Consider the following 12,729-nt stretch of genomic DNA (forward strand, 5'->3'; position numbering starts at 1 on the left):
GCAGCGGAGGAAACGTGAGCGAGGGCCGGTGCTCGCCGGAGGCGACGGATGCCCGGCCCGAATCGACATCCTGGCGAGCCCCGGCCCCTCACCCCGACCCTCCCCGAAGGAAAGAGGAAGCTGGAGCTCAAAGCGGCTTGCCGTCCTGCTTGTAGACCGTGCCGTCCTTCATCACGAAGCTCACCCGCTGCAGCGCAGTGATGTCTTCCAGCGGATCGCCGGGCACCGCAACCACATCGGCCGCGCGACCGGGCCGGATCTGGCCGAGCGCATCGGCCCTGTGCAGCAGCTCGGCCGCATGCGTGGTAGCGGCCTGGATGACATACATCGGCGGCATGCCCGCCTGCACCATGTATTCGAATTCCTTCGCGTTCTGCCCGTGCGGGTAGACCGCCGCGTCGGTGCCGAAGGCGATCTTCACGCCCGCCTTGTAGGCGCGGCCCGCCGTAGCCTGGATGATCGGGCCGACCTGTTTCGCCTTGCGCGCCACCTGCGGCGGGTAATAGCCCGGCGTCGAGGCCATCTGCTCGACGTATTTGCCGGCGATGATGGTCGGCACGAACCAGGTGCCGTGCTCCTTCATGAGCTTCATGTCGGCGTCATCCATGAAGGTGCCGTGCTCGATCGAATCGACCCCGCCCAGCACCGCGCGACGGATCGCCTCGGCGCCGTGGGCGTGCGCCGCCACGGTGAAGCCGTAGTCGTGCGCCGCGGCGACCACCGCCTTGATCTCCTCCAGCGTCATCTGGGGGTTGTCGGCGCTGGCGCTTTCGTCCAGCACGCCGCCGGAAGGCATGATCTTGATCAGGTCCGCGCCGTCCTTGTAGTGCTGACGCACCGCCTTCCAGGCGTCGGCCGGGCTGTTGATGATGCCGTCCTTCGGGCCGGGGTTGCCCGCTAGGTCCTGGCGGTAGCCGTCGGTGGGGTCGGCATGGCCGCCGGTCGAGCCGATCGGCACGCCGGCGGTGTAGATGCGCGGGCCGGGCACGACGCCGGCATCGATCGCGTTGCGCAGGGCGATCGACTCGTTGGCGCTGTCGCCCAGGTTGCGCACGGTGGTGAAGCCGGCCAGCAGCGTGCGCCTGGCATACACGGTGGAACGGATCGCGTAGTCGGCGGTGTTCCAGCGGAACTGGTCGGTGTAGCCGGTGGGGCTGGTTTCCGAGGTCAGGTGCGTGTGCGCGTCGATCAGCCCGGGCAGGCAAGTCTGGCCCGCCAGGTCGATGACGCGGGCGCCGGGTTCGCTGCTCGTGCCCGCGTGCACCGACTGGATGCGCCCATCGCGGATGACCACGGTGGACTCGCCCAGCAGCTTGCCGGCGGCCGGGTCGAGCAAGTGCGGGCAATGCAGCACGGTCGGTCCGCCCTCGGTGGGCGGTTCGGCGGCGAGGAGGGGCGGGGCCGCGAGCAGCGCGGCGAGGGCGAGCAGGGGACGGCGGTTCATCGGCGGCTTCCTCTGGCAGGAGGCCCAGCTTCGCCGCTCGGCACCGTCTCCTTCAAGCGCCCGTCGCCCGGAGCCTTCCCTTGAGGGGAGGGCGCTTGAAGACTAGGCGTCCTTGTTCGCGTCGCGCCCGTGCTCGTGGTGCTCGGCCTCGACGTGGCGCCGGTGCAGGTCCTCGCTACCGCTGTCCGCGGGCACGTGGTTGACCGCCCTCGGCGGCGCGGCGTCCATGTCGCCGTCCACGCCGGTGATCTTGAGGATCGAATGGCGGACCTCGCGCGCCAGGATCACCCGCGCGTCGCGCACCATGTCCTCCAGCGCGCGGTCGTAGTCGAGCTTGCCGCCCTCGTCGGTCCACACGATCTTCTGCTCGCGCAGCTTCTGGATGAAACCGCGGAACAGCGCCTTGTCGAAGAACTCCGGCGCCGACTGCTCGTTGAGCAGCGACAGCCGCTGCGCGGTGAGCGCGCAGGCGTTCTCCAGCTCGGCGGCGCTGGTGGTGTGCGGACCATTCTTGGCCAGCGCGGCGATGGTGATGTAGTAGCGCTCGAAGGCCTGGATCAGGCTGCGCGCGATGGTCTTGAGCTGGAACGCGGCATCGTCCTGGCCCGGCCCGCGCTCGAGCACGCGGCCGTCGGCGGAGGCCTCCAGCAGGCCGCGCCGAACGAAGAAATCGATCGTGCCCTGCATCTGCGCCACGAAGCCGTCCGTGTCCCACGGCAGGAACAGCTCGCCCTGGATGAACGGGTAGATGATCCGGCCCAGACGAAGGATCGAGGCGCGCGTCATGCGCCGGTTGTTCAGGAAACAACACGACACCCACGCCGCGGTGGCGGTCAGGTGCAGCACGTTGTTGCGGAAGTACGACAGCAGCACCGCCGGCTCGTCGTCGGCCTTGAGCACGTCGCCCAGCGAATGGCGCACGCGGCGGATCCAGCCCATCTGCTCGCCGTAGGCGATGATCGAGGGCGGGTCCATCGGGGTGACGGTGACCCGATCGGAATAGGGCAGTTCGACCAGCAGCGCGCGGGTCAGTTCCAGCTGCGCGAGCAGGTCGCTCTCGGCCATCGCGTGCTTGGGCGTCGCCAGCAGCGCCAGCGCCAGCAGGTTGATCGGATTGACGTCGGCGGCGCGGTTGATGTTGACCTGGATGCGCTCGGCCAGGTCGTCGACCGTGCGTCCCAGCCACTCGGGCTTGGCGTCCGGATCGCCGGTGGCGGCGCGCCAGTCGGGACTGGCGGCGTCCAGCAGCGGGGTCAGCTCGATCGGCTCGCCGAAGTTGAGCGCCACGTGGCCGTAGCGCTGGCGCAGCACCTTCAGGCCCTTGAGCAGGCCGAGCAGCGATTCCTTCTCCTTCGGTTTGCCGGAAAGCTCCCCGATGTAGCTCTTGCCCTCCATCAGCTTCTCGTAGCCGATGTATACCGGCTGGAACAGCACCGGCCGGCGAGGCGCGCGCAGGAACGCGCGTACGGTCATCGCCAGCAGGCCGGCGCGCGGCGCCAGCAATCGCCCGGTACGCGAGCGCCCACCCTCGATGAAATATTCCATCGGCACGCCGCGGTCGATCAGCTGCGCCATGTACTCGTTGAACACCACCGAGTACAGCGCATTGCCCTTGAAGCTGCGGCGCAGGAAAAAGGCGCCGCCGCGGCGCAGGATCGGCCCGATCACCGGCAGGTTGAGGTTCACGCCCGCGGCGATGTGCGGTACCACCACGCCGGAGACGTGCAGCTGATAGCTCATCAGCAGGTAGTCGGCGTGGCTGCGGTGGCTGGGCACGTAGACGACTTCGAAGCCTGGCGCGGCGGCGCGCGCCTTGTCGAAGTGGTGCATGGCGATGCCGTCGTACAGCTTGTTCCAGAAGTTCGACAGCAGGAACGAGGCCGAGCGCACCACCGGGTGCGAATAGTCCGCGGCGATCTCCATCACCAGCTTGTGCGCGCGGCGCCAGGCCTTGGCGTAGGAGATGTGTTCCTTGGCCGCGGTGGCGGTGATCGCGGCGCGCACTGGCTCGGCATTGAGCACGGCGTCGGCGACGGTGCGCTTGTGCGACAGGTCCGGCCCGATCACCGCGGCGCGGATGCGGTGGAAGTGCGTGCGCAGCACCCGCGCGATCTTGCGCGCGAAACGTTCGGGCCGGGCTTCGCCGGCCTCGTCCAGCACCTGGCGCAGCGATACCGGCGCGGAGAAGTGCACCACCGTGTCGCGGCCGTTGAGCAGCAGCGCGAGCAGGCGGCGGAAGCGGCCGACCATCACCCAGTTTTCCGAGAACAGCACGCGGAACCAGCCGGTGTCGCGGCTGGGGGCGCGGCCGACATAGATCGACACCGGCACGATCTGGATGTCGCGCTCGGGCTGTTCTTCCAGCGAGCGGACCAGCTGGTCGAGGGTGTCGTACGGTGCGCGCTGGCGGCTGCGGCCGAACAGCCAGCCGTCGCGCCGGGCCAGCGCGAACACCGAGCGACGGCGACGGGTGCCGGAAAGGGGCTGCATGGGCGGGGGCAGGCCGGCCTCGCGGCAGGCGCGGTCCAGGATCAGCGCGTCGGAAAAGCCGTCGCGTTCGATCACGTAGCACACCGGTGCGCCGGCCCTGAGCAGGCTGGCCGGTTCGGCCGGGTCGCGCCGGATGCGCACCCAGGGTTCGAGCAACTGGCCTGCGAGGCTGAACCACCAGGGTGCGCGGCTGCGGGCGGGGGAATCCGCGGTCATGTTCTGCATCGGCGGATTGTAGCCGGTGGGCCGCCGGGACCGCTCAGGGCACCGCGGCGACCGTCCCCGCGGTGGCCGGTGCGGTCAGGTGGCCATGCGCCTGGCGCACGCCTTCCAGCAGGTCCTGGTCGTACCAATGGCCGTTCTGCTGCACCAGCGTCGACTCGATCGACAGCGGGGTGCCCATCAGCAGGTACTCCACGCGCACGCGCGCATACGGCGGGTGGTATTCCAGCGGCACCACCCGCGCGGAGGCCAGCGCCTCGTCCAGCGGCAGCCCGTAGATCGCGAGCATGCGTTCGAGGCCGTGGAAGGCGATCGCGTAGCTGCGCATGGCCTGGTCGAAGTCCATCGCACGCAGGCTTTGCGCGTCCTGCAGATCCAGCTCGCGCGCGGTGGCCACCACCACGCCGACCGCCTGGCGTGCCCTGGCCGGATCGAACCACGGCGCTTGCTGCGCCCACGGGCCGAGCGCATCGACCAGCGCGGAGGCATGGCGTTTCTGGGTGTCGGTGAGGCGCGCGTCCTCCTCGATCGCCTTGCCGGCCAGCGCGCGTCCGATGCCGATCAGCAGCGGCAGCTGGTCGCCGTAGCGGGCCTGGGCGTCGGCCAGCCAGGGCTGCAGCCGGGCATCGAGCGTGGCCGCGGCGTCCGGCGCGGCCAGTTGCTGCAGGGCGCTGTCGATGCGCGCGCGCTCGGCGTCGGTCAGCGGCGTCTCGCCGGTGCGCGCCTTGCCCCAGTCCTCGCGCAGCATCGCGTAGTCGTGCGGCGGCAGGGCATGTTGCCAGAAGCCCGCGAAGTCGCCGGCGCGCACCAGTGCGATCGATTGCTGCACGGCCCCCTCGGGCGACTGGCTGGCCGTGTTGGCGGCGGGCGCGTGCTCACCGGAATGGCAGGCGGTCAGCGCGACCAGGGCCAGGCATGGCAGGAGGCGACGGACGAAGGACGGACGCATGGACCTCATCTTGCGGAGGGCGTTGGGGCGGGAGGCGCAAGCATGGCCTCGCAGGCGTACGCGGCCCGTCGAACTGGCGGCAAGCGGATGTCTGTTCGCCAGGGGCCGCAAAAAGAAAAACCCCGCGGGCCTGGAGCCGCGCGGGGGAAATCCGGCCGGGCCGGAAGGGAAATGGCCTTGCCCGCGATTAGGAGGTCAGCAGGTTTCGGCGAAACAGAGCTTACGCGGGCCCGCCTTCTAAGGCAATGGTTTTGTTTTGTGCTGCAAACCATTGATTTCAATATCACTCAACGCGCAGGCTTTCAATCTTGCGCTCGCGCCGCTCCTGCGGCGCGAGCTGCCAGTCGTTGCCGAACAGCGCCGGCTCCCAGCTGCCGTAGGTGGGGTTGGGCAGCACGAACCAGCGCTGGCCGATCCAGTCCAGATACGGCTTGACCGCCGACTCGCGGCCCGCGGGCGTGTTCTGCGCGATATCCAGGAAATCGCCCAGCTGGTCGCCGAACTGCATCAGCACGCGGTAGTGCCGGCTGACCCATTGCCGCCGGCAGCCCTTGTCCGAACCGTGCGCGGTGCAGCCGGGCACGGTCGTGCCCAGGCCGAGCAGGGCATCCGGCCCGGCCACCGGCACGCCGACCTGGCGCAGGTTGGCCAGGGTCGCCTCGTCCAGCGCCTTGTCGCGATTGGAAATGAAGATCACCTTGACCCCGTGCGCAGCCGCGTCACGGGTGAAGGCCACCACCCCGGGTACGGCACGGGCGCGCGCCTCGCGACACCACGCGTCCCAGCTGGCCTGGTCGAACGGGGCGTGCGTGCGGACCAGGCGCGCCTGGTAGGGCGAGTTGTCCAGCACCGTCTCGTCCACGTCCAGCACCACCGCCGGCGGCAAGCCGCCGGCGGGCCGGGTGCGATCGACCGGGGTCAGCGCGTCCCACTGGGCGTCGGCCAGCGCGGCGGCCAGGTGTTCCCGGGCGTCGCGGTAGGTCTGCAGGTAGATCAGGTCGTGCTCGACCGCGTTCTGTACCCAGGCGGTGGCGTTGAGGTTGTCGTCCGCGGGCACCGGCGCGGCTATCGGCCGGGGCGGCGGCGCGGCCGTGCAGCCGGCGAGCAGGAACAGGGCGGCCAGGGCGGCCAGGGCGGGAAAGCGCGAGGTCATCGCTTTGGAATCCTTGTGCGCACGAACGGCCGGCCAGTGTACGCCAGGCTGGCAGGCGGGCCGGCCTGCTGCGAGACTGGGGTTCCCCTCCCCGAAGCCGTGGCCCATGGCCCCCAACCCGTCCCTGCTGCGCGAACCCTCGCGCGCCACCCGGATCGCCAGCTATGTGCTGGCCGGCATCGCCCTGGTGCTGGTGATGGAACTGCACCTGCTTTCGGCGCTGCTGGCCGGGCTGCTGGTGTACGAGCTGGTGCAGACGATCAGCCCGTTGCTGGAGCGTCGCCTGTCCGGCCCGCGCGCCCGCGTGGTGGTGGTGGCGCTGATCGGCGCGGTGGTGGTGGGGTTGCTGATCCTGCTGGCGCTGGGCGCGATCAGCTTCTTCCACAGCGAGATCGGCAATCCGCAGGAGCTGTGGGACAAGCAACTGATGCCGCTGGTGGAGAAGGCGCGCGAGCAATTGCCGGCCGCGCTGGTCGGCTCGCTGCCGGACAGCGTGGACGAGCTGCGCGTGATGGCCGGCGACCTGACCCGCAAGCATGCGGCCAGCCTGCAACTGGCCGGGAAGGACACCGCGCGTGGCTTCGCCCACGTGATCATCGGGCTGGTGCTGGGTGCGATCGTGGCGCTCAGCCACAGCGCCGGCCCGGCGCACCAGCCCGGCCCGCTGGCGGCGACGCTGGGCCAGCGCTGCAACCGGCTCGCCGATGCGTTCCACAACATCGTGTTCGCGCAGATCAAGGTCTCGCTGATCAACACCATGTTCACCGCGATCTTCCTGATCGGCGTGCTGCCGTTGATGGACATCCACGTGCCGCTGGCCAAGACGCTGGTGGCGGTGACCTTCGTGGTCGGCCTGCTGCCGGTGATCGGCAACCTGATCTCCAACACCGCCGTGACCATCGCGGGCCTGTCGGTATCCCTGGGCGTGGGCATCGCCGCGCTGGTGTTCCTGATCCTGATCCACAAGCTGGAGTACTTCCTCAACGCGCGCATCGTCGGCACCCAGATCCGCTCGCGCGCGTGGGAGCTGCTGATCGCCATGCTGGCGATGGAAGCGGCCTTCGGCCTGGCCGGCCTGGTCGCTGCGCCGATCTACTACGCCTACCTCAAGAGCGAGCTGGAAGGCGAGAACCTGCTTTGAGTATGGGGACCGGCTCCGCGCTCGAGCCGGTCGATCTTCCGGCCTTGCCGGGAGAGCCGGCGCGGCCGCAGCTGCAATCGATCGGTTCCTGCTCGCCCGTGTCGCAGGAACTTGGCCTGGCCTTCCCTCCGCCTCTTTCGCCCGCCTGCGCGCCACCGCAGGAGTAAACGCGGAGCAAAAAAAAGGAGGCGACAGTGTCGCCTCCTTTCCTGCTCGCTCGATGGCCTGGCTTAGAACTTGTAGTTCAGCCGGGCAAAGAACGTGCGGCCGTACCAGTCGTACTGCGAGGCGTAGAGCGGCGTGTTGCCGACCACGGTACCCGCGCTTGCCGAGATCTGGTCAGGCTTCTTGTCGAACAGGTTGCGCACGCCGAACATCGCACCCCAGTGGCCCTTTTCGTAGGCCACGGACACGCTGTGCAGCAGCTGCCAGCCCGCCTTGATGTCGCGCGTGGCACCCTCGTAGCCGGAGTAGTTGAAGGTCCGGTCCAGGTCCATCGCGGACGTCGTGCTCACGTAGCGGCCCTGCCAGGCGAAGGTCCAGTCGCCGTGTTCCAGGCTCACGTCGCTGATGCCGACGGTCTTCGGACGTCCGATGAAGCCGACCTGGTTCTCCTGGCTGAAGCCGCTGGCCTCGGCCGTGGAGAACAGCAGGGTGGTGTCCTCGACGGTGTAGGTCACCTGGGCATCGGCCGACAGCTTGCCGAACGACAGGTCCTTCGCGTAGTTGACCTGCAGGTCATAGCCACGCGTCCGCTCACGGTTGATGTTGATGTAGGAACCGTAGACGTCCGTGATCATGAACGGGGTCGACGGGTCGTTTGCCGGCTTGCGGACGATCTGGTCGCAGAAGGAGTTCGGATAGACCGTCGACAGATAGCAGCCGGAAATCACGTCGCCTGCATCCAGGTTGGTGATCTCGCCCCGCACGTCGTAGTCGAAGTAGTCCACCGCCAGGTTGAGGTTGGCGAAGTCCGGCGACCAGGCAAAGCCCAGCGACTTGGCGCGGGAGGTCTCCGCTTCCAGATGGCCCTTGCCGCCACCGGAGTGGATCGTGGCCGAGGAGGCGCCGCCAGCGGAATAGTCGGCGGGGATGCCGGCGGCCGCGCAGTTGGCACGCAGGCGGTCGTTGGTGCTGTCGCCCCACAGGATGCACGGATCGATCGTCGTCTGGGATTGGAAGCCGGTCTGGTCGCCCAGGTACAGCTCGTACAGGCCCGGCGCACGGTAGGAAGTGCCGAGCGTGCCGCGGATGCGGAAGGTCGGGGTGATCTGCCAATTCAGGCCGGTCTTCCAGACCTGGTCGCGGCTGTCCACCGAACCGTACTTGAACACGCGCCCGGAAAGGTCGACCGAGAGCGATTCGACCGCCGGCAGGCCCTTCAGCAGCGGCACGTCCACTTCGCCGAACACTTCACGCACGTTGTCCGTGCCGTGGGTGCGCTGCGCCGAGGTGTAACCCCAGGCCCTGGAGGCGAGGGTGAAATCGCTCGGTACGTCGTCGATCTTGTAGTGGCGGTATTCCACGCCGAACGCCGAGGCAACGTCGCCCGCCGGAAGCGTGAACAGGTTGCCGGTCAACAGCGCGTTGGCGGTGGCCTGGGTGTAGAGCGTATGGCCGGTGTTCCAGACGCCGATGGCGTTGACCAGATCACCCATGCGCTCGCCGCTGAGGATGCCCGGGTCGAAATAGTCGACCGAAGCCTCGCCCGAATCGGCATAGCTCAGGTCGCCGGTCTTGGACACGTCGATGTCGCGGTGCGCGTAATCGCCGCTCGAACGGCTGTAGCCGGCGTTGACTTCCCACGACCAGCTGTCGGTCGAGGAGAACAGGCCTTCCAGCTTGGTGGTGCCGTACAGGTAGTCGACCTTCTCGTTGCCGTCGTCCGGGAACGGCATGATCGGCTCATACACGTTGGAAAGATCCGGCTGCAGCGGGCCATCGGACACCAGCGGGAAGAACTGGCGGTAGGAGTGGTCCTTGCTCTCGCGATGGTTGAACAGCCACTGGGTCTTCCAGTTCACGCTGCCGAAGCTGAAGTCGGTCGCCGCGTAGGCGCTGGCGCGCTTGCGCTGGTTGATGACGTAGGCGTCGTTCATGAACGGATAGTTCAGCACGTCCTCGTAGTACGCCTCACCGTTGGTGTCGTAACGGGGCGTGGGGTACGGACGCGGGTGGTAGCCCGGGAACGGGCCGACCGTGCTGCCGTCAGGCGAGGGCACGTAACGGACGCGCGAATCGAGGTACCAGATGATCGAGTTGGCGTAGAGGTTGTTGCAGCCGGCGAGCGAGGAGCCGGAGATGATGGAGCGGTCCTCGCGATCGATGCGCTGCCCGTCCGTGCCCCAGGCCATGTCCTGGTTGCACTTGAGGAAGTCGCGGTCGCCCAGCTTAAGCGCCTCGAGCTTGTCCATCTGCACCGCAGCCACGACGCTGCCGTTCTTGAAGTTCCAGCCGGTACCGAACGAAGCGCTGTACTGCTCGCCGCCGCCGTGTTCCGGGACGCTCGCCGCGAAGGTCATCTCCGGACGGTCGATGTTCTTCTTGGTGATCAGGTTGACCACGCCCGACAGCGCGTCGGAGCCGTAGATCGAGGACGAGCCATCCTTGACGATCTCGATGCGCGACAGGATGACCTGCGGAATGACGTTGAGGTCGAACGCGCCCACCTGGCCGCGCACGCCCGCCGGACCCGGCCGCTGGCCGTCGAGCAGGATCAGCGTGCGGTTGGCGCCGAGGCCGCGCAGGTTGACGGTCTGCACGCCGGTGCCGCCTTCGACGATGTAACCGCCGAACTGTCCGTTGATCTGCGTGGAACCGGCCGCGGCGGCCGAGGTCTGCAGGAAGTCGGCCGTATCGAACTGGCCGGCGGCGATGTTGTTCTGGATCTCGATCACCTGCACGGGGGCGGTGGTCTCGTACTCAGGCCGCTTCAGCAGCGAGCCGGTAACCGTGATCGTTTCCAGGTTCTTGGCCTTCTCCGTGGTGGAAGGCTGGCTGGTCGATTCGGTGGACTGCGTCGTCGAGGGCGACTGGTCCTGTGCAAAAACGGGCATGACTTGCAGTGCAGCAATGACAGCCACTGCCAGCGGCAGGCGATGAAGCCCGCGTTGGGCAACCTTGTTCATCAAATTTCCCCTTGTTTCCCCAGTTGACGCAATAAGCTGCGACCGCGTTAGGCTGCGGTTCAGCCAATGTAGCCGCACGGGGCGAGAACCTTGCAAACGATCCCGTCCGGCCGAAAGAAGTCACGTTAGCGAGCCAGGCCGCAGTCCTTGGCGAGATAGCCCTCGATCAGGCTCAGCGTCTCGCGCTGCTGGCGCGGGTACCACGGCATGCTGTGCGGCATGTCGGCGATCACGTGGTATTGCGCAGGCACGATGTCCTTGACCGCCTTGTAGAAATCTCGCGGATGGAAGGGCGGGACACGCACGTCGCGATCGCCACCGAACAGCATGATCGGCAGGTGGGCCTTGCTCGTGTTGTCCATCGGGTCCATGCCCTTGACCGTCTGTCCCTGCAGGATGCGCTGCAGACGGTTGTCGCTCCATGAGGTGCCCAAGCGGCCCAGGTTCGCCACCGGTGCACCGGCGATCGCGCACTGGAACGGCGACGGGTTGCGCACGACGGCGGCCACGGCGGCAAAGCCGCCATACGAATAGCCGAAGATGGCGATGCGATCCTTGGCTGCGATGCCCTGGGAGACCAGCCAGGCGGCTGCGTCGTCGTTGTCGTCGGACATCTCCAGGCCCCACTGCTTGTCGCCGGCGAGCCACAGGCTGCGTCCGAGCCCGGACGAGCCACGGTACTGCGGGCGCAGCACGGCGTAGCCGCGTGAGGTCAGCAACGGCACCCAGCCGGAAACGTCCCAGCCGAGGTAATCGCGTGCCCACGGACCGCCATGCGGGAGCACGACGGCCGGCGCGGGGGCGTCACCCTTCTTCCAGCCGATCGGCAGGTCGAGGATCGCGGGAATATCGCGGCCGTCGCGGGCCTTGTAGGTCACCCAGCTCTCGTCCAGCGCGAGGCCCTTTTCGAGCCACGGGCGCTGGCTGCCCAGGTTGACGATCTTCTTGTCCAGCAGCAGGTGGTAGGCGATGGGCGTACCGGGCGCCTGGGTGCTGAACAGTACGCGCGAGAAATCGTCCGTGTAGTCGCCGATCGAGACCTGTTGGCCCGGGAACGCGTTCTTGATGCCGGCCTGGATGGCCTTGAGCATGGGGTCGACGTAGACCACCTGCCGGTGCGGGCCGTTGATGGCGAAACCCACGACCTGGTTGAAGTCCGCGCGGCGCGTGCTGAACAGCAGGGCGTCGATCGAGTAGTCCGGGTCGGCGACGACCGGCTCGCTGTCGTACTTGTGCTGGACCGGGTCGTACAGGCGCGCCTGGACCTTGTCCGAGAACTGGTCGGTCAACAGGTAGAACTTGCCCGAGGCATCGTCCATGCCGACGACGTCCACCGTGTACCGGTCCGAAAGCTTGGTGGTCAGCGGCGCCTGCAGCTCGAACTGGCCGGTCTTGGCATTGAGCAACTGCACCTGCTGTTCGTAGCCGCCGCCGACCGGAACGATCTCGGTCTTGGCCAGCACCTTGCCCGTGCGCGAGTCGAACAAGGCAGGCGTGGCGCGGGTGCCGCCGCGGAACAGCAGGTCGGTTTCCTTGGTCTTGAGGTTGTAGAGGTAGTAGCTCGACGTGAGGCTGAGCTCGCTCAGCTGCCTGATGATCACCCGATCCGGATCCAGCGGCAGCATGTTGACCAGCGAGGCGGTGCCGGCCAGCTCCAGGCAGCGCTGGGTCTGTTCGCTGACGCCCACCTTGCGGACGTCACTGGTGAACGCCTCGTCGAAGTTCTTCTGCTGCTCGCCGGTCAGGTAGGCCTTGACCATGAAGGTACGCGTGGCGCCGGTACTCTTGCCCTCGCCGCAGCCGCCGAGGTCGCCCGTCCACTCCTGGCGTGCGATGGCCAGGATCTTGTCCGCCTTGAGCGCGGAAGCGGCGATGAACTTCATGTGCTCGCCGGAGGGAGTGATCACCTTCGGGCCCGCGGACAGGGCATCGATGTCCCACGTCGCAAGGGCCGTTTCATCCGGGTTCTTCGGCGAAGGAATGAGGGCGACAAGATGCTCGCCGTCCGGGCTCATGGATACCGACTGCAGCGCGGGCAGACGCGCGAGCGCCTCGACGGTAACCGGCTCGGCCGCCTGGACCTGGGCCATAGCCGTGGCCAGCAGGCCTGCAAGCAAGGCCCGATGAAGTGTGTGACGCATGTTTTCTCCCCTTTTGCGCAGTGCTCGCGGCCCCAACCGTGGCACTGGCGTTACAGAACCG

The 12,729-nt window shown here is 67.8% G+C and carries 7 protein-coding genes; 1 reads left to right on the forward strand and 6 read right to left on the reverse strand.

What is annotated here, in order from left to right; genetic code table 11:
* Window positions 1–127 precede the first annotated feature (127 nt).
* The 4 genes from ACFWZU_RS04905 to ACFWZU_RS04920 form a co-directional block, all read right to left on the reverse strand.
* The gene (locus tag ACFWZU_RS04905; protein WP_439700306.1) at window positions 128–1,444 is read right to left on the reverse strand and encodes an amidohydrolase family protein; all 1,317 of its coding nucleotides are present in this window, start codon (window positions 1,442–1,444) and stop codon (window positions 128–130) included.
* Between the two features lie 102 nt (window positions 1,445–1,546).
* Window positions 1,547–4,159: a glycerol-3-phosphate 1-O-acyltransferase PlsB gene (gene plsB / locus ACFWZU_RS04910; protein ID WP_439700308.1), complete on the reverse strand. Its 2,613-nt coding sequence runs from the start codon at window positions 4,157–4,159 to the stop codon at window positions 1,547–1,549.
* Between the two features lie 34 nt (window positions 4,160–4,193).
* Window positions 4,194–5,105: a hypothetical protein gene (locus ACFWZU_RS04915; protein ID WP_439700310.1), complete on the reverse strand. Its 912-nt coding sequence runs from the start codon at window positions 5,103–5,105 to the stop codon at window positions 4,194–4,196.
* 283 nt (window positions 5,106–5,388) lie between these two features.
* Entirely contained in the window at window positions 5,389–6,258 is an 870-nt protein-coding gene (locus tag ACFWZU_RS04920) for a 5'-nucleotidase, lipoprotein e(P4) family (RefSeq protein WP_439700312.1), read from the reverse strand.
* A 106-nt stretch (window positions 6,259–6,364) separates the two neighbouring features.
* Here ACFWZU_RS04920 and ACFWZU_RS04925 point away from each other — a divergent pair, with 106 nt between their 5' ends.
* Window positions 6,365–7,399, forward strand: a complete 1,035-nt coding sequence (locus tag ACFWZU_RS04925) for an AI-2E family transporter (protein WP_439700314.1) — start codon at window positions 6,365–6,367, stop codon at window positions 7,397–7,399.
* Window positions 7,400–7,629: 230 nt separating this feature from the next.
* On the opposite strand, the gene ACFWZU_RS04930 is transcribed toward ACFWZU_RS04925, so the two are convergent.
* Both ACFWZU_RS04930 and ACFWZU_RS04935 read right to left on the reverse strand, forming a co-directional pair.
* On the reverse strand, window positions 7,630–10,527 hold the full coding sequence (locus ACFWZU_RS04930; protein ID WP_439700315.1) for a TonB-dependent receptor domain-containing protein: 2,898 nt from the start codon (window positions 10,525–10,527) through the stop codon (window positions 7,630–7,632).
* A 125-nt stretch (window positions 10,528–10,652) separates the two neighbouring features.
* Window positions 10,653–12,668, reverse strand: a complete 2,016-nt coding sequence (locus ACFWZU_RS04935; RefSeq protein ID WP_439700316.1) for an alpha/beta hydrolase family protein — start codon at window positions 12,666–12,668, stop codon at window positions 10,653–10,655.
* Between the last annotated feature and the right edge of the window lie 61 nt (window positions 12,669–12,729).

This window comes from Frateuria sp. GZRR33 (genome assembly GCF_051900425.1).
Taxonomy (GTDB): domain Bacteria; phylum Pseudomonadota; class Gammaproteobacteria; order Xanthomonadales; family Rhodanobacteraceae; genus Frateuria_A.